Origin of the sequence: Shewanella sp. ECSMB14102 (genome assembly GCF_000813075.1) — a bacterium.
GTDB lineage: Bacteria > Pseudomonadota > Gammaproteobacteria > Enterobacterales > Shewanellaceae > Shewanella > Shewanella indica.
In genome coordinates this window covers 41,930-59,134 of record NZ_JWGX01000016.1, presented here as the reverse complement: position 1 = coordinate 59,134, position 17,205 = coordinate 41,930, and the positions used below count along the sequence as shown (strand labels likewise).

At 50.6% G+C, this 17,205-nt stretch carries 23 protein-coding genes; 2 read left to right on the top strand and 21 right to left on the bottom strand.

Annotated elements, in window-relative coordinates; all coding sequences use genetic code 11:
* The first annotated feature begins 271 nt into the window (after window positions 1-271).
* The gene (locus RC73_RS06905) at window positions 272-2,323 is read left to right on the top strand and encodes a TonB-dependent receptor (RefSeq protein WP_039033958.1); all 2,052 of its coding nucleotides are present in this window, start codon (window positions 272-274) and stop codon (window positions 2,321-2,323) included.
* A 282-nt stretch (window positions 2,324-2,605) separates the two neighbouring features.
* On the opposite strand, the gene RC73_RS06900 is transcribed toward RC73_RS06905, so the two are convergent.
* The 19 genes from RC73_RS06900 to RC73_RS06815 all read right to left on the bottom strand — a co-directional run bounded on the left by RC73_RS06900 (window position 2,606) and on the right by RC73_RS06815 (window position 14,174).
* Window positions 2,606-3,013: a PaaI family thioesterase gene (locus RC73_RS06900; protein WP_039033957.1), complete on the bottom strand. Its 408-nt coding sequence runs from the start codon at window positions 3,011-3,013 to the stop codon at window positions 2,606-2,608.
* A 97-nt stretch (window positions 3,014-3,110) separates the two neighbouring features.
* The gene (locus tag RC73_RS06895) at window positions 3,111-3,452 is read right to left on the bottom strand and encodes a hypothetical protein (RefSeq protein ID WP_039033956.1); all 342 of its coding nucleotides are present in this window, start codon (window positions 3,450-3,452) and stop codon (window positions 3,111-3,113) included.
* Window positions 3,453-3,585: 133 nt separating this feature from the next.
* Window positions 3,586-4,011, bottom strand: a complete 426-nt coding sequence (locus RC73_RS21420; protein WP_039033955.1) for a DUF6559 family protein — start codon at window positions 4,009-4,011, stop codon at window positions 3,586-3,588.
* A 6-nt stretch (window positions 4,012-4,017) separates the two neighbouring features.
* Window positions 4,018-4,263, bottom strand: a complete 246-nt coding sequence (locus RC73_RS06885; RefSeq protein WP_039033954.1) for a hypothetical protein — start codon at window positions 4,261-4,263, stop codon at window positions 4,018-4,020.
* 103 nt (window positions 4,264-4,366) lie between these two features.
* Complete coding sequence (locus tag RC73_RS06880; RefSeq protein ID WP_039033953.1) at window positions 4,367-4,948, bottom strand: GAD-like domain-containing protein; 582 nt, start codon at window positions 4,946-4,948, stop codon at window positions 4,367-4,369.
* 404 nt (window positions 4,949-5,352) lie between these two features.
* Window positions 5,353-5,658 (bottom strand): hypothetical protein, encoded by a 306-nt coding sequence (locus RC73_RS06875; protein WP_039033952.1) that lies wholly within the window; start codon window positions 5,656-5,658, stop codon window positions 5,353-5,355.
* 44 nt (window positions 5,659-5,702) lie between these two features.
* Window positions 5,703-5,996 carry a hypothetical protein gene (locus RC73_RS06870; RefSeq protein WP_039034013.1) on the bottom strand — a complete coding sequence of 98 codons (294 nt, stop codon included), beginning with the start codon at window positions 5,994-5,996 and terminating at the stop codon, window positions 5,703-5,705.
* 129 nt (window positions 5,997-6,125) lie between these two features.
* The gene (locus tag RC73_RS19825; protein ID WP_082014272.1) at window positions 6,126-6,560 is read right to left on the bottom strand and encodes a Type 1 glutamine amidotransferase-like domain-containing protein; all 435 of its coding nucleotides are present in this window, start codon (window positions 6,558-6,560) and stop codon (window positions 6,126-6,128) included.
* A gap of 6 nt (window positions 6,561-6,566) precedes the next feature.
* Window positions 6,567-6,794, bottom strand: a complete 228-nt coding sequence (locus RC73_RS19820) for a hypothetical protein (RefSeq protein ID WP_052248041.1) — start codon at window positions 6,792-6,794, stop codon at window positions 6,567-6,569.
* Between the two features lie 110 nt (window positions 6,795-6,904).
* Entirely contained in the window at window positions 6,905-7,762 is an 858-nt protein-coding gene (locus RC73_RS06860; RefSeq protein ID WP_039033951.1) for a hypothetical protein, read from the bottom strand.
* A 69-nt stretch (window positions 7,763-7,831) separates the two neighbouring features.
* Complete coding sequence (locus RC73_RS06855; RefSeq protein ID WP_039033950.1) at window positions 7,832-8,965, bottom strand: alpha/beta hydrolase; 1,134 nt, start codon at window positions 8,963-8,965, stop codon at window positions 7,832-7,834.
* 164 nt (window positions 8,966-9,129) lie between these two features.
* The gene (locus RC73_RS06850; RefSeq protein WP_039033949.1) at window positions 9,130-9,411 is read right to left on the bottom strand and encodes a DUF6150 family protein; all 282 of its coding nucleotides are present in this window, start codon (window positions 9,409-9,411) and stop codon (window positions 9,130-9,132) included.
* Window positions 9,412-9,738: 327 nt separating this feature from the next.
* Complete coding sequence (locus RC73_RS06845) at window positions 9,739-10,335, bottom strand: protein kinase (protein ID WP_152608421.1); 597 nt, start codon at window positions 10,333-10,335, stop codon at window positions 9,739-9,741.
* On the bottom strand, window positions 10,302-10,499 hold the full coding sequence (locus tag RC73_RS06840; protein WP_039033947.1) for a nuclease-related domain-containing protein: 198 nt from the start codon (window positions 10,497-10,499) through the stop codon (window positions 10,302-10,304). The genes RC73_RS06845 and RC73_RS06840 overlap by 34 nt, the downstream gene beginning before the upstream one ends.
* Window positions 10,500-10,598: 99 nt before the next feature.
* Window positions 10,599-10,985: a ribonuclease E inhibitor RraB gene (locus RC73_RS06835; protein ID WP_025011246.1), complete on the bottom strand. Its 387-nt coding sequence runs from the start codon at window positions 10,983-10,985 to the stop codon at window positions 10,599-10,601.
* A 16-nt stretch (window positions 10,986-11,001) separates the two neighbouring features.
* A complete protein-coding gene (locus RC73_RS06830; protein ID WP_037475159.1) occupies window positions 11,002-11,223 on the bottom strand; it encodes an RNA-binding S4 domain-containing protein in 222 nt (73 codons plus the stop codon).
* Window positions 11,224-11,310: 87 nt separating this feature from the next.
* Window positions 11,311-11,844 carry a GNAT family N-acetyltransferase gene (locus tag RC73_RS06825; protein WP_039033946.1) on the bottom strand — a complete coding sequence of 178 codons (534 nt, stop codon included), beginning with the start codon at window positions 11,842-11,844 and terminating at the stop codon, window positions 11,311-11,313.
* 19 nt (window positions 11,845-11,863) lie between these two features.
* Complete coding sequence (locus tag RC73_RS06820; RefSeq protein ID WP_039034012.1) at window positions 11,864-12,142, bottom strand: peptidylprolyl isomerase; 279 nt, start codon at window positions 12,140-12,142, stop codon at window positions 11,864-11,866.
* Between the two features lie 196 nt (window positions 12,143-12,338).
* A complete protein-coding gene (locus RC73_RS06815) occupies window positions 12,339-14,174 on the bottom strand; it encodes a DUF885 domain-containing protein (RefSeq protein ID WP_039033945.1) in 1,836 nt (611 codons plus the stop codon).
* 79 nt (window positions 14,175-14,253) lie between these two features.
* Here RC73_RS06815 and RC73_RS06810 point away from each other — a divergent pair, with 79 nt between their 5' ends.
* The gene (locus RC73_RS06810) at window positions 14,254-14,763 is read left to right on the top strand and encodes a diguanylate cyclase domain-containing protein (RefSeq protein WP_039033944.1); all 510 of its coding nucleotides are present in this window, start codon (window positions 14,254-14,256) and stop codon (window positions 14,761-14,763) included.
* Between the two features lie 93 nt (window positions 14,764-14,856).
* Here RC73_RS06810 and RC73_RS06805 read toward each other — a convergent pair whose 3' ends face one another.
* Together RC73_RS06805 and sohB are read right to left on the bottom strand one after the other, a co-directional pair.
* Entirely contained in the window at window positions 14,857-15,867 is a 1,011-nt protein-coding gene (locus RC73_RS06805) for an AraC family transcriptional regulator (RefSeq protein WP_052248040.1), read from the bottom strand.
* A gap of 129 nt (window positions 15,868-15,996) precedes the next feature.
* Complete coding sequence (sohB, locus tag RC73_RS06800) at window positions 15,997-17,019, bottom strand: protease SohB (protein WP_039033942.1); 1,023 nt, start codon at window positions 17,017-17,019, stop codon at window positions 15,997-15,999.
* Window positions 17,020-17,205 lie beyond the last annotated feature (186 nt).

Here is a 17,205-nt window from a genome sequence, read left to right as displayed (position 1 = left end):
TTTTGTTCGTATTTTCCCTCCAAGAGCAAACTTAACTCTGACAACTCACCTTGTGAGCGCTCAGATACTTGCTCCATCTATCCTTTCGTCTGCAACAGCTCATTTGGTGTATCCATTTTGTCCCGGTTACAAAAGGTATTCCGGCATTCGATCACATTTTATCAAATGATAACAATTATCACTTGCGATCGTATTTATAGGTCTATAACTTTGTCCCCCACTTAACGCTTATTTGCTCATTCGCTTCATTTGTTAATCAGGACAGATACTCATGCCTAGCTATAAATTTAAGCTCAATGCCCTGCTGCTCGCTATGCTGGCATCACCGGCCTTTGCCGACGATGCTGTCGAGCGCGGAAATCAATCAATCGAAAAAATTGTCGTTTTGGGGGAAAAGACAGAGAAATCATTGAAAGACGTGAGTTCATCTGTATCTGTCATCACCGAGGAGCAGCTTAAGACGCTGCAATACCTGTCGGTGCATGACGCCATCTCAGAAATACCCAACCTGGTAGTGCTGTCAGGGCAGATGCCCAATATCCGCGGGATTTCCGGTAACGGCGCCGCCACCGGCTTTAGTGGGGTTTCCGGCGGCGCCAAGACCCGGGTATCAACCATAACCGATGGTGTGGCAGAACCTTTTATGGCGGATTTGACCGGCGATACCGGCATGTGGGACATAGAGCAAATTGAAGTGTTTCGCGGTCCCCAATCCACCAGTAATGGCCGCAACAGCATAGGTGGCGCCATGTTTATCAAGACCAAGGATCCGACTTTTGACTGGCAGGGTGCCGCTCGGGTGGGTTACCGCAGTGAGAGCCAATATATAGACTCGGCCGCCGCCATCTCCGGCCCTTTGATTGAGGATGAACTGGCCTTTCGCCTATCGGCGCAGCATACCGATGGTGAAACTTACGCCAACCCGATTATCCATGAAGCTAACCCGCCGGGCTTTGATCTGAATAAGCTCAACACAGACAGAATAAGAGCCAAACTCCTGTGGGAGCCCGCAGCCATTGACGGCCTCAAGGCCATGCTCAGCTATGCCAAAAACCATGAGCGCGGCAACACGGGACGGCAATACTTCAGTGGTGACGATCCCTTTAAGTATCAGCCCATCAACCCCAGAAACATGGACACTGAATCAGATACCGGCAGCATCAAGCTGGACTACAGGATCGGTGACAATTTTTCGGTCGACTTCTTGCTGGCCAGAATGAACTACCACTGGGTGATGGATACCTATGACAAGGATCCTGCTACCGAGCAAGTGGTGAGTATGGAGGAGTCCAACACCACGGCTGAAACCAAGCTGCATTTTGGCCTTAACAGCGAGCTTTACAGCGGCTTTATCGGCCTCTACTATTTCAAGCGCGATCAAGACTTCAACAGTAGCGGCGGTACGGTTTATCGCGGCGACGACAATAGTGACTCCAAGGCGGTTTTCGGCGAATTTACCTATAACGTCACCGATGACTTCAGGATCACCGCCGGAGGCAGGGTTGAACGGGAATCCCAGCTGCGTAATTTCTGGATGAAGCAGCCGCAAACGCCCATAGAAGATACCCTGGACAACAGTAAGACCATCAAGTTGCCCAAGCTGGTATTGCAGTACGATATCAATGCCGAGACCACAGTCTCCTTAAGCGGTCGCCGTGGCTACAACGCCGCCGGTGCGGCGATAGGCTTCCCGGAAAATGAGTTCTACTTCTACGATGAAGAGTACGTTAACGCCTATGAACTTGGGCTGAGAACCAGCCTGGATGGCGGTAATATCAACCTGAGCGCCAACCTGTTCTACAACGACTACGACGGATATCAGGCCACTGGCTCTGCCAGACGGGTTATCAACATGGACAAGGTGATTACCTATGGTGCCGAGTTTGAAGCCTCAGCCATGGTGACCCGGGATCTGCGCCTGCACGGCGGCCTTGGGCTGTTGAGTTCGGAAATCAAGGAACCGGGAGAAGGTTATGCTTCTGCCAAGGGCAATGAACTGGATTCGGCCCCCTCAATGACCGCCAATCTCGGTGCCCAGTATTGGCTGACAGATCAGCTTACCTTGAGTGTCTCCGCCAACTATGTCGGTGAGTACTATGGTGACTTTGAGAACACGGAGGAACGAGTTGCCGGTGACTATGTGCTGGCACGTATGTCGCTCAATTATGAGACAGACAACTGGATCTTCAACGCCTTCGTCAACAACGCCTTTGATGAGAAAGCCGTGTTGAGTCGCTCTCCGGCTGCCCGTAACTACCCGGATGGCTATGCGGCAATAGTCGATCCCCGTAACTTTGGGGTCTCTGTCACCTACCAGTTTTAACCTTAGATAAGCCCAAAGGCTCCCAAGGGAGCCTTTTTAATTTTATTGAAGCCCCTTTGACAAAGGGTTACGGCTTCAAAGCCGGTTCATGACTGAGCCGCAAACCACATGAAGTAGGCATAGTTTTACAGCATGCACTTGGCCAGGCTGCAGATACTCCCTGGATGCCGAAGGCCCAAAAAACGATACATCACAGTTACCGAGTTCGGCATTGAGTAGGGCCCAAGCCCCTGGAAGGATCGAATCACAAGGGCAGCAACAATTTTTGAATGGAGTTAGGGGCTAGTTCGTCGGCGGAATGGAATAAGTGCCCACGGCATGAGCCACAACTTCGCTGTGTCCATCTGAAAACACAGACACTTCGGCAATCGCCAATGATTTACCCAGTTTCAGCAGCCTACAATCGGCAACTATGTCACACTCGGCGCTGGGTTTACGCAGGAAGTTGATATTCAGGTTGGTAGTTACCGCCAGAGGCACTATGCCTATTTCCGCCAACAAGGCGATATAGATGGCAATATCGGCCAACTCCATCATGGCCGGCCCTGAGACAGTACCGCCGGGGCGCAGGTGCGCCTGAGTTATCGGCTTACGCACTCTGGCCGACTTATCTCCCAGATGTTCAATCACAATATCGCTCTGTGGCAGCTCGCGTTCGATAAAAGCTTGCAGCTCAGCGATAGTCACCATCTAAACCTCCTTGATTATTTGGTCAATCTTGCGGTATCAATGGGCCATGGGTATCACTTGAGCATTAACAGCCTCTGGTTTAGCCATGTTTGCCCTTCTACTCCTGTTTGGTTCTGGGCTTTGATACCGCTTTTAATTGTTGCCGCCGTTTAAGCTCCCGCCCCTGAAGGGTAAATATCAACCAGACTAACAGCAAAGGCAGCATTGGAACTATCCCCCAAAGCAAACCCATTGAGCTTGCTACCATGGTGTATTTAAGCTGATATAGCGGCACCAACACCCAAAGGGGATAGCTGTAGAACAATCCTCGCACCAGACGCATCGACAAACTGCGATGCAGTTCGGCGCCGGGCAGCGAAGCAAACATCAAGGCAAACCAGCCCAAAACGCCCGTCAGCAGTGCAAAACCCAGCACAAACTGGATCAATAGTTCCGGCATTCCCTCTCCCTGAGTATAAGCTTCCAACCCTTTTGCCCGATTTACAGCGCTGACCGGAGATCGCCTGTCAGCCAGGAGTGGTCATCGCAGAAACAAAGGTCAAGCACCCACGGCCAACTCGCTCACTTTCAGCTTAATCACTGCCAGAATCACACCCCGGATCCGCAGCGGCGGTTTCCGCTGCACTATGGCCGGCACTGGCCTCATGCAGGCTAGCGACCGTAAAATCCTGTGGCCGACCAAAGATAACCTCCGCAGCTTCCCTTCTCAGTTGACCATAGTCCGGCTCACTGGAACCTTGAGTTATGGAGGTTTGCATCGAAATGCGGGAAAATTCGGCCGGTGAGCAGTACATGGCATAGGCATAATATTCGTTGGTCGAAATACCGCCATGACTATCACAGGCTCTGGGAGGACGCCTGAGCTTTTGTCTGATTAAAGCCCTTTCCAGCTGATTTCTGGAGTAATATCTCTTCTTGCCATAATGCTTTAGCAAATCCCTGGATAGCCTACGGGCATATTGCTTTATTTTTTGTTTTCGAAACAGATGGGCAAACATAAGAACTCACTCTGCTTGGCTCACTTCTCCAATATGCCGCTTTGTGCTCAAAGCCTGATTGGATCCCACTTGCCGAGCGGCACCAAAAAACAGATATGGCGCGGCAAATAAGTTAATGATCAGGCTATAAAACAGCAGCAACGCCACACCCAAACCTGTCATGATGGTTTCGGCGCCGCCTGAGCCTTGTCCCAGAATCCGCAACAAACCGTAAATAAAGATAAGCCCGGCGGCCAACCAGCATACGTTCATGGCGCTCCGTCTTGTCGCCGATAAAACCAGCTTGCCGAGCGTATCAGACCAGGCAGTAAACTATGACCACAGCCCGGTTCAATTTCTCATCCTGGTTTCGCGGCTAGGCTTCCAGAGCCAACTGCAGCAAGAAGTCCAGTTGCACTCTGGCATCGCCTCTTTGAGTCTTATCAATAGCTGGTTCACCCCCGAGACGCAGTGCCGGGGTGTAAAAGTAGATCTGGTTTGGCTGCAGCCTGCCTTGCTGGTCGCTGACTTGTTGAAGTTCCCTCTTCCTGAAGAAGCTGGTTTGCACTTCATCGTCACAACACCAGTCGTTGAAGAAGTCTTCCATGTTCCAGGTGAGCACATCTGTCTGTGAAGTGTGGGGATCGATAAAAGCGATATCTTCATCCCCTTCATCGCTCAGGAGCCGATAATAAAAAATGTCGCCAAAACAGCTGATAGCGAACGGGATGCGACTCATGTCTTCATCCAACATCAGCCAGCCCCAGAGATTGTCCAGGTATTCATCCGGATCAATAAGTTGGATTAAACCATCACCATAGTGGCCAAAGCCATGTTGTTGCCACAGTTCCAATAAGCACTCGGGCAAATGGTCCTGATATTTGGCAAGAGTTGGCGCCGATACTGATTTGATATCTGCGCCGGGTGGCAGATGGTCGATAAAAGATTGCAGAAGCATTGAGGTAAAATTCCTTTTCCTATCAGAATAACTGTCACAAAACCTTGGGTTTTCCGTGACCTTGATTTGAAAGCCTTAAGGCACCTAGGTATAGATATGAGACCTGGATAAGGCCGGCTTCGATTATGCGGCCTTTGATAGCATGATTGCAATCCCGAGAGACGCACCGGCTTATACACAGCGCCCAAAAATCGCTGCGACAGTATCAGTATTTTTCCGGAAACATCTTCCGATAACAAAGCCCTCCACCATAAGTCAGGCTGTCACCACCGAATTCATCCATCACAGTAAGCGGCTGCCCCGCCACTTCAATAACGGCTTAGAGGTAATCACCCTCGGTTTGCTTAAATACTGCTTGCACGGCTTTCCTTATAAAAATTTTTTTGAAGCTGTGCCTCCGTTGGTCACTGCTCAGCTTCTTTAGCCGCCAGCCATTCACATTCCGCGGTATTGGCCAACTCCCCCAGTTGACGACGCTGATCCCGCCCTTGGAAACCGCAGCGAGTCCCCTTGCGAATAGGTACTGCATATTGAATATCACGGGCTTGTTGTTTAAGAAAGGCATTGCCGGAGCGGCGATACTCTGCCACTTCCCGCTCATTGAGCTGGACCATAAAGCGGTTGTTATGTCGGCAAAGCACGTCCAGATATAGCTGCCCTTCATGCTCCAACAAATACCATTGCCCTTGAGCCATCGCCAGTACTCTCATACTCAGCTCCCGATTATGCCGCTTTTGCCGAAAGAGGCACAAAATTACAGCAGCGTAAGCCACTCTGAGGTATCTGCCAGAATAAACTCATAGCGTTTGCCATCATTGAGAATGATCCGCAGCGCATCTGCCGATATAGGAAAAATACCGCCGCCAGTAGCCAGACACTTTTCTACCGCGCAGATATCATCTCGCTTGAGAGTGTAGGGCCCCAGCCCCAGTTGCTGATTGAAAGGCACAAACTTGAGTTCATTGCCGGTCAAAGAAATCTTGCCATCGGCTTTGGCCACTCCGTTCTGCACTGTAGTCATTGACGATTTGATCAGTTCTGCTGCCATCCTTGCTTCCTCTTGGGTGATGCCTTGCTTCCTTAAGGCCTTGTTGGCATAAGCCATCAATAATGTTCAAACTACCCCAATAAATGGGATTTGTCATCCCGATGAACAGGCACTGCTGCACTGCAGGGCTCAGGCGATAGCCTCTGGCAGGATGATCTCCGACGCGCCAAAACTGTGAAGATAGCCATCAATAATGGCCAGCGCGTCTTCATCCGAGCAGAGATAAACGGGCAAACCATGCCGCTCTGCCAATTGCTTTGCACGCCGTTTTTGGCTGAGGCCATGGGATTGGTCTCGGCTCTGCGAATGAACCACATGGGGCACAAATAAAAGGTCGGCCAAGCCCAGCGCCTTCAGGTTTTCAAGGCCTACTGTATTGCTGTCACCACAAAGCGCCGCGGTTTCTATGTTGGCAGTCAGCAGCATGGCGCCGGCACTGACACCAACCAAGAGATGTCCGGATGCAGCATAACTCTTGAGATTCTGCTGTTGATTGCGACTATGCAAGCCATGTAAAAAACGGTAAGTATCCCCGCCCGAGAGATGCACTAAAGGCTTATCCAGTAACCTCTACATCACAGTGTTGTTAAAACCCTGTTCAAAATCCAGGTAGGTGTTGAGACCTATGCCAAGGCCTTGATAAAACGCCTGTGTTGGCCGGTAGAAATCCCCCTCGGGATCAGGCTCTGAACCTATGTAACCACCCGCTTGCCCTTTAAGCCCCAGAGCCTCAATAACAAACGCAAGCGCCTCACGGCCTCTTGCGCTTTGGTGATTACTGAGCAGCAGTAGATTCATACTTTTTCGCTCCTTGAAAGTCGGCAACTTCTTACAACACCCTGAGTTTCCCGCTCACAGCCTCAACGGCCATTCGCGCCGTGATTGATAAAGTTCTTCAGCCCAAGACATCAGCGCAGGGAGTCAAAAGCAGCCAGCAGTGCTTCATCTTCTCTTTCTAACAGGCACTCGCCAATCTCATCTATGGGTAACGTAGCGCTGAGGGACAACAGCTTAAGGGCTTCAATATGCTCAAGAGTCAGTTCATGCTCGGTAAGCAGGAACGACCAATCGAAACTGTCGACAAGCGCCTGCTCGACACCATCGGCATACAGCTGGTTAAACCTTTTTGGGTTGTGACCGAAGATCAATGCCGCCAAGCAAGCATATTCGCCGAATTCACTGTCATCATCAAAGCAGTAATCCAACGCTATGCCCCGACTCAGCAAGGCTGCCAAAGCCTGTTCACCGGCTCCATTCAAATGGTATTCATTGTAAAACAAACAGGCCGCCGCCGTAGCCAGTGCCTTATGGGAGAAGGCGTATCTGGGCAGTAGAAAATTAAAAATGGCGTAAGCGTCAGACTCTCCTGCAAAGACCAATGCCAACAACCGGTTATGGTCCAAGCGGCCACCCACTGAAATAAACGCGCTAATAAAACCGAGATAAACATCGTGACACAGCCGGTAAAGATGTTCAGGGTCGTCTTCGACCAAGCTGCCATCCGGGCCGTTGACTTTGATGATGTCAAATAGCGGCGTAAACTGCTTCGGCTCGGAATAATACGTCACACGGCAATACATAAGGTAATAGATTTGATAGTCCTTGATAACGGCGTTCGCCCTGAGATAAGAGATGATCTCAAGCCCGGCCGGGTCTTTCTCTATCCTGAACATATATTGGGACCAGGCTTTCGGCATATGCTGGCGCAAATAGTCCAGATTGCCTTCTTCAATATGTTGTTTTATCTCATTTAATCCACGAAACACGGCATTCCTCTCATAACAGGTGTAAATCTTCTCCGGGAAATCCCGGGCCTGGTAGGTAAAAGACCTGAGTTAGGGCTGACTCAGTTTTTGCTCAAGCGCCCGGTTCTGAGCCATAATCTCTTCGAGAAAAACCGAATCATGCAGCCTGGCCAATTGCAGCGCCTTGATAGACGCCGCCATTGCCTTATCGAGCTGTTGGTTAAGCGTATAGGCCGTTGCCAGGCTGTCCCAAAGGATTTCCGAGCGAGCGAATTTCTCTACTCCTTGCTCCAATATGGCAACGCCCCAGGTAGTTTGGCCCTCATAGGCGGCCTTTAGGCCGTATACGTTGAATTGATGTGCCGACAACGGAAAGGTATAGCCATACTCGGCAGTTTTTCCCCTGTAGAACGCCAGCAGTTGTTGCAGCGACATCACATCGACTTGTGGTACCGCGTTCCAGCCACTGAAGATGGCTTTAAGCCCCTCGACATTGCCAATCAAGGGAGTGCTGTCGTGGGTTTCTCGGGCAAAACGGGCATTGAAAACCTGTAGCTTTGACGGCTTCTTGGTTTCCAGTTTTTGCAGCATGGCGTCAAAGGCCTGCGCCATCTCGCCTGGCTCACTCGCCATACTGAGAAACCAGCGCATGGGCGCTTTGCGCTCGCGAGCCTGGTATTTGTCATAATCTGTAATCAAGGTGCCATCGTCCCACCAGAGGCTGGGACTAATGGCTATCGCGGCATTGAAGGAAGACGCCGGACCGAGCGCCTGATAACTGCTGTAAAGCCCGGCCAAAGAGTGGCCAAATATCGTCCGGTAAGGCGCCAGACGGTAACGTTCACTCAATGCAGGCAGCAGTTCCTCTGCGATAAAACGGTTATAAACATCAGCCTTTCCCGCCCTTGCGGCGAAATCTTCCGGCTCTGTGGGAGTAAAGTACTTGAGTCTGTCGCGGGTGCTTATGCCCACCACTATCATTTCCGGCACTATGGCGTATGTGCTCAAAAAGCCGACGCTGGATGCCACATGATGAAACTGGGTCGAACCATCAAGTACCAACAGCAAGGGGTAGTGAAAACTGTCTGAATGTCGATAACTCTCGGGCAAAGCAATCTGAACTGTCACGGCTTCATCGATAAGCCCGGCCGCAAGTGTAAAACGCTGCTCTTCGGCCAATACAGTCAGAGACAGCAAGGCACAAAGCAAAAATACAAATCTCATGGAAATCCTTGTCAGTAAAACGTCTTTAACGGGCTTTCAAAGGTCGGCCGGCGCGGGATGAAAAGCTGACGGTCAATAGCTGATGACCGCGGGCATCCGTCGTTGCCAAAAGTCTGTATTCACCTTCCCGGCGTCCTCTTTACCTGGATTTAAAAGCAGCCGGGTTACAAACGGCCTTTGAGCGGGTGCTGAGTTTGCCAACCGCTGGCTCCGCGGCTGCTGACAAAATACACCAGCAGATCAGCGGCGCTGCGATGGCTGACCCAATGAATCAGTGACGTGGCCATTGAGCGGCTCGCCACCTGATACCAGAGACTATCCTGATTGTGCGTAGCGCCGCGGCTGTCGACTCGATAAACCAATAGATCGGCGGCCGCGCGGGAGCTGACTTCATATACCAACACCTTGGCCGCTCCCCGAACCTGAACCTCATAAATAAGTGCCATAAAACCTCCCTGTAGTAGCTTGGCTATTTGTAATGTGGATGTTAACTCCCGAGATAATCAGCAAACTCAAGATCCAATTACAATATTTTTCGGTATTACAATGACGACAGGTATAAACATCCTTCCTCTCAGACTCAAAGCCAGAGACTGGATTAGGAGCTCAACACTATGACCATGCAGTTTGGTTGGATGACTTAATCACCTTGATTGCACAGGCGTCACATTTCTTGTTTCTTATCATCCATGCCCAAAATAATCATTTACCCAAAATCGAGTGAGTTTGTGCATGATGCATTCATATTCAGTCGTCACTCGTAGTTGTGCTGCTTATGAGTTAAAACCAAATAGCGGCATATAGTCATTATTGTCTCCCAGGTTGACCTCTAAGCGCAGCACCTTGTAACACATGGCAAACAAAGACTCTCCCAACCAACGGGGATCAAAAGCCTCGAGGGCCCTGAGCATGCCTGCAGGGCCGGCATCGCCCTTGAGCTCTATAGGGGTCAACACATCGATAAAACTGGCCACCAAACCGTAGAGATCCCGTTCAGCATCTCCTTCCAGGGCCCAGAGATCCGGGTCGGCATATTGAGCAGCATAGTGTCTGGCCGCTATGTCCTGACCCAGGCCAAAGTTCAAAAGCACGGCGCGGTCGCCATTACAAATAATATTCTTCGGGCAGATGGCTCGATGGAAGATATCCAATCTGTGGAGATACTGCAGCGCCGTCAGCAACTGTCTAAACCAGCCTATCACCTGTTGCGGCGATTGGATCTCGGTGCAATCCAAAGCAACGCCCCGCTCCCAGGCCCTGGCAATGAAGACCCGGTCGCTGCCGCCAAGTTCGCCAAAGGCCAATACCCGCTCCACATTGGGGTGATAAATGCGGCTCAGGCTGCGGTATTGATGACATACACGCCCCACTCGCCGACCACCAGAACATCCACCTCCATCGCTTGCCCGGACTGAGTCGGGATCTCAATATTGGTCAGCAGCAGATAATCTTTGGGTAACTCATCACCCAGCAGTTTAAAGGCCCAGCGCTCGGCGTCGTTGACCGGGGTTCCAAAACTGATGTGTTTGGCCATATCACTCTCCCTGAGATTGGCAATCAGTGGGGGCAGAATAAAAAGCTAGAGAATAAAAAGCCACCCAAATTTGGGTGGCTTAGGAAAATTCACTTATCTTCAGTGGTGGCAGTGCTCATCACACTCATGGTCATCATCGGCAAACTCGTCATCGCCGTCCTGATGCTGCATCACGCCCCAACCATCTGTCATACCATCAAACTCGGCGGCAAAGCTGTTCAGCTCGGTTTCGCGCGCCACCAATGCCTGATACTCGGGCACCATATTGATGCAGACAATCAGCTCCCACTTTTCTATCTCTTCGTTGAACTGCAGCTCAACTTCGCCTGCCTGCTCGGATTGACTCAAATCTTCCAATGCCGATTCAGCGTCGCGCTGATCATCAAACACCAGGAAAAAGTCCACATCCAAAGGCTTGCTCAGGTCGATACCCGACTCCTGCATTGCCTGCAGCATCTTGCCGTTGTCATCATCTGGAAATTGCATTCTGTTCCCCTTGCGCTTATTGCGCCGCCACTATTTTAACCGTTTCGCCGTTGAAGCTGACCAGATCGCCCGGCAGCAATTTCTTGCGCTTGCGGGTTTCAACTTCGTTATTGACCAGCACCAGCCCTTCGGCAATCACATGCTTGGCCTCAGCGCCGGCACTGGTCATGCCTTCTGCCTTCAGCACCTTATAAAGCTCAATATACTCATCGCCGCTATTGAGGGTGAATTCGCTCATTTTCTGTGTCACTGTGACCTTGCCTTGCTGGAATTGACTCTATTTGGGGCGGATTATAGCAGCAAGCATCCGCTTGGGGGAGAGAAGTCAACGACGCTCATCACTGAGCAGGCCATAGGCCCTGTCATCCACCCAAAGATCGCCGATACGGAAGTTGTGCCGCAATATTCCCTCAAGCTCGAAGCCGCACTTCTCCATGACCTTGGCCGAAGCCAAATTATCATTGGCGCAGTGACCGATGAACTTATGAATATTGAAGCTCAAACAGCCCCAATCTATTACCCCGCGCAGCGACTCAGTGGCATAGCCCTTCCCCTGCATATCTGGATGCAACAGGTAACCCACCTCGGCCTGCGCCAGCTCAGGATCGACGCAGTAAAAGCCGGTCAAGCCGACAAAGCTGTCACTGCCCAATTCTTCAATCACCAGCGTCAGCCAGTCGCCGGACTCATAACGCCAAGGCTGGCTTCGCTGCTCAAACTTGGCTTTGAGCAGTGGTTCGGGTTCGGGATCTCTAACAAAGCGGCCCACCTCAGGATCGCAATGCAGTGCCAGAAACGCCGGCCAATCTTGCTCCTTCAGAGTCCTGAGCCTGAGTCTATCGGTATAGATTTCTATCACTTGCTTAAACTCTTACAGCTTAACCGCGACTGGTAACTTCAAGCAGGTGAAAACCAAAAGCCGTTTTCACCGGCCCCTGTACTTCATTGAGCGGCGCGCTGAACACCACTTCATCAAACTCACGCACCATCATTCCCGGGCCAAATGAGCCCAGCTCGCCGCCTTGGGCTCCAGAAGGACAAGCAGAATGTTTACGGGCCAGCTCGGCAAAATCGGCGCCATCGATAATCTGTTGTTTCAAGCTGGCGCATTCTGCTTCGGTTTTTACCAGTAGATGTCTTGCTGTTGCCTGTACCATAATTTGCTCCTCAGTAATCTTGGCCAAGTGGCCTTTTTTCGGTCGGTCACCGAACAAACCCGGCCAGTATAATATCATTCTGTGTCAGAAGTTAACTGACACAACAATAATGGCAGGCCGTGAGTCGAAGCTAAAAAACGCCGTCAGATGACGGCGTTTTGAGTTTGCGTATCGAAGACTCGACTTAAATTCAGTCTCAGGCTGATGCTTTTTGCTTCAGCTGCTTTTCTATCCAGAGATCTATCTTGGCTTCCATCACCGCCATGGGTAAGGAACCTGTGGTAAGGATTTGATCGTGGAAGGCCTTGAGGTCGAAATTATCCCCCAGGGCTTTCTCGGCCCGGGCTCTGAGCTCCAGGATCTTCAGCTGACCAACTTTATAAGACAGTGCCTGACCAGGAATTGCCATATAGCGCTCCACCTCGGCGATGATGTCGCTTTCCGCCAGTGGAGAGTTGTCTTTCATATACTGAATCGCCTGTTCACGGCTCCAGCCCTTGGCATGCAGGCCAGTATCCACCACCAGGCGCATCGCCCGCAGCATTTCATCCGAGAGCTTGCCGAAATACTGGTACGGATCTTCAAACAAACCCATCTCTATTCCAAGATATTCGGCATAGAGGGCCCAGCCCTCTTCAAAGGCGGTGTAACCGCTGAAACGTTGGAACTCAGGCACGCCCTGCAGCTCTTGCTTGATGGCTATTTGGAAGTGGTGACCCGGCGCCGCCTCATGCAATGACAAGGTAGTCATGCCCCACTTGGGCTGAGCTTTCAGGTTATAGGTGTTGATGTAAAACACCCCTGGACGACTGCCATCGACGGCCGGTGCTTCATAGGAAGCTCCCGCAGCCGATTTTTCACGGAAGCTTTCAACCGGCTTCACCACATAGTCGGCCTTGGGCATCACATTGAAGTAACCGGGCAATACGGCATTGATCTTGTCCTTAAGCACCATATAGCCGTCAATTAAGCCCTGCCTGTCACTGAAGAAGTATTCTGGATCGGATGACAGTGAAGCAAAGAAGGCCTTGAGATCACCTTCAAAACCCACTTGCTGGCGCACCTTGTCCATTTCATCGAGGATCCGCGCCACTTCCTTGAGGCCGATTTGGTGAATATCGTCCACCGCCATAGTGGTTGTGGTATGAGCATTGGCCAGATGTTGATACCAAACTTTACCGTTAGGCAGCGCCCACCAACCGTCAGTAGCCCGCGAGGCCGGCAGATAGGTTTGCTCGAAATATTGCTTGAGTGAGGCGATAGCCGGCAGCAGTTCTTGGCTGATCATCTGCTGGTATTCCTGCTCAATCAAGGCGCGTTCGGCGGCATTGAAACTCTCGGGCATCTTGGTCACAGGGGCGTAGAAAATGCTATCTTGAGGCTTATCCACCAACTGCGCCTGCAACTGAGGGATAAGCCGCTCGACCAATACCCGTGGCAGCACAACCTTGCTGGCAATGCCTTCATCCATACGCTGTTTCGCCAGCTCTGTCCATTTGACAAAACCTTTCACCCTCTGCTGCCAGTTGGCGTAATCCTGCGGGGTATTGAAAGGCTGGGCACTCTCACCACTGCCAAGCTGCACCATGGTAATCACTGTGCTGTAGAACTGGCTTATCGGCATAAAACGGCTGGGGAAGGTTTCATCCACTAACGCCATATCCCTGTCATAAACAAACATGTCGTAACTGAGTTGCAACTGTTCGGGCAAAGCTTGTTTGTCTATGGTCTTGGCCTGGGCGGCGTAGCGACTGTTAAGTTCATGGCGCTGCTTGAGGTAGGCCTCGGAGAGATCGCCACCGAAAGTATCGTTATAGTCATTGACCCCAACAAAGGTGGCGTAGATGGGCTCAAGCTTGAGGTAATCCTTGAAAAATTGATCCACCATGGCGAGGTAAGCCTGCTCTGCCGTTTGTACCATTGCCGCAGCGGGCTGTTGCTCCGCCTGTGGCTGAGTCACCAAACTGCTCTCCTCTTTAGAGCAACCGCTCAACGCCAAAATAATAGAGCACAGCAAAAACCCTTTTTTCATTGTCGTTATTCTCCTGTCACAACTCAGTAGATGGATTGGTTAACTATACTTGTAGCAGTCACTAGCTCGGAGCCAACCCATGATTTATTCCTTCAGCAACTCGGGTTTCAGGGATCCGGAAACCGGGGTCTATAACCGGACCTATTTTATGGAAGTCTTTCACCGTGAATGGTATCGCCATCTGCGAGATCACCAGAGTCTGGCGCTATTGTATCTTTGCCCTCACATACATGAAACAGTTAACCAACCTCACTTGCTGGAATTCTTTGCCAAACAGGCGCAGCAAGCCTTGCTGCGCAATACTGATCTATTGGGACGCATCAACCACCAACTGTTCGCCCTCGGTCTATTCAACGTCGATAAGATGGGAGCCCAAAAGGTCATCGAACGGATTAATGAGAAAATCAACAAGTTCAGCGAAGAATACAACAAATTTCATCACCTGCAGCTGGACTACCGTTTGGCGGCCTGTATTTGCCAACCCAACAGAGAACTGAAACCCGAAACCCTGTTTATTGATGTTGAAACCCTGACCCATCAATTGGAACAGCAAGACAACACGCTTTCCAGCGTCAGGGAGATCCACTGAATCAGTGCAAAAGGCTTATCGCAGAATCGCAAAGGTCTCAACAGCAGATTATTTATGACTAAACTGGTCAGGATAAAATGAACCTGGCCTTGGTTAGTTTTGCTGCCCCAAACGGCTGAAATAACCGGGTGGATACCCGAGCCAATGCTTGAAACTTTGACGAAAGTGACAACTATCACTATACCCCAAACGCTCGGCAATCTCGCTCACCGACAGTTGGCCTTCGAGGATCCAGCTTACCGCTCGCTGACACCTTTGCTGATCCACCAGGCGTTGATAACTGCTGCCAAGGGCCGCCAACTTGCGCCTCAAACTACGACTGCTCATGTGTAACCTGAGTGCCATGGTTTCCAACGTTGGCACCAAGGGGAAATCGCCATCAAGTTCGTCAATAATTTTTTCAACCAGCGAACTCTGCTGCTCAAAACTTTGACTGCGACCTGAGAACTGAGTCAGATCCACCGCAAGCGTCAGCCAAGATTTGTCGAGGCGCCATTCATTGAAATCACTCTGGAACTCCACCCGCTTGGCCAGTTTTACCAAACTTGCAGACTGCATCAAGATGCCGGTAACACTGATAGCGTTAAAAACTATCTCTTGTCCGGTCAACTCCCGCGCCAAACTCAGTAATGCGCCTATACTGTGAAGAAATTCACCACGATAGATTAACGGTTCAGCCCGGCCGGTATTAAGCCAGCGCAGACTGATTTGATGCTCATCCTCCAGCAGTAAAAGATCAGCAAAGCTGCCCACCCACTTGGGATGATTTAGCACAAACTCCAGGCACTCACCAAGGCTCCGACATTCTCCAAGCAAAGGCAACAGAAAACCCAAATCAGTTACCCGAGTGTAGAGCCCGGCCAACAGGCTAACATCCTCACGTCGACTGCGCTGCATTAGAAACGCTATCGTGGCGCTGAGTTGCCAAACCCTTACCCATTGGCACTCCTTGAGCTCATTGATACCCGTACCTATGTGCAGGCATATCTCTTCAGCAGCCTCGGTTCCCAATTGTGACTGAATAAAACGAATAAGGTTGGCCAGTTCAAAAGCCGGGTACGCCTGATCCCCAACCATCATATTGGCTCGGTATTTGATCTGCATAGCCATTGTTGTCTTTTTGTTAATTACCAAAAATGGTTTTAGCGTATCCAGCAAGAGAATTAAAGACACACCGCATAAAAAACCCCGGGAAGCCGGGGTCTGATTATCGAGTTAGCGAGATACCAAAGGTTAGATTGGTCGATTTTTCTCAGCCAACTTGTTATAGCAGGCGTTGAGCATCAAAGAAGCGCTGTGAGCCAACTTGTCGGCCAGTTTCTTACGCAGCTGATATTTCACTTTGATCACAGTCCGATCCGAGGCCAGCTTCAGCAAGAGGTCGTCACTGGTGCCCACTTCATCTATGAGTCCCAGCTCTATAGCTTGCTGACCATACCAATGCTCACCTGTTGCAACCCTGTCCAGCTCCAGTTGCGGCCGATAACGACCGACAAAGTCTTTGAACAGCAAATGGGTTTCTTCCAGTTCCTGTTGGAACTTGGCTCTGCCTTCATCAGTATTCTCACCAAAGAGTGTCAGAGTACGCTTAAAGTCACCGGCGGTATGCTGCTCATAATCAATGTCATGCTTCTTCAGCAGCCTATTAAAGTTGGGTAATTGGGCAACAACACCTATAGAACCTATGATAGCAAACGGTGCAGCAATAATACGATCGGCAACGCAGGCCATCATATAACCGCCACTGGCAGCTACTTTATCCACGCATATAGTCAACGGCAATCCGGCACTGCGGATCCTGTCCAGTTGGCTGGCTGCCAAGCCATACCCATGAACCATGCCACCACCACTCTCAACACTGGCTACGACTTCATCCCCTTCCTCTGCAATAGCCAAAATAGCGCTGATCTCTTCCCGCAGCGACGCGACTTCGGCGGCTTCTATGCCGCCTTTGAACTCGATGACATATACCTTGGGATCTTTGACGTCCCCGGCATCCAGTGCCTTGTCATGGGCTTTTTGCTCAGCTTTGAGTTGTTTCTCATAGGCCTTGAACGCCTTTTTGCCCAAGAGCTCAGCCTTGAGATGATGCTTGAGCGATTTGAGTTCATCACTGAGATGAGTCAGTTTCAACTCGCCCCTGTCACTCTTTTGTTTTACTGCCGATGCCACCACAATCACCACTATGGCGCCGATAGCAACCACCAGGGTAATCGCCTTGGCAAGAAATAGTCCGTACTCGTATAAAAATTCCACTAGGGGTTCCTTTCACCGCGAGAAAGCACACAAAATTGCGCTATTCTAGCAGGCCTTTTATGGATAAAAAAACCCGATGCAAAACAGTTAAACGAACATCAATAAAATTAAGGGCTTCAGAGAGATTTTAACCATCCTTCTGCAGCCCTTGTTGTCTCTATGCTTTGTCTATTAAAACGCCGTTTT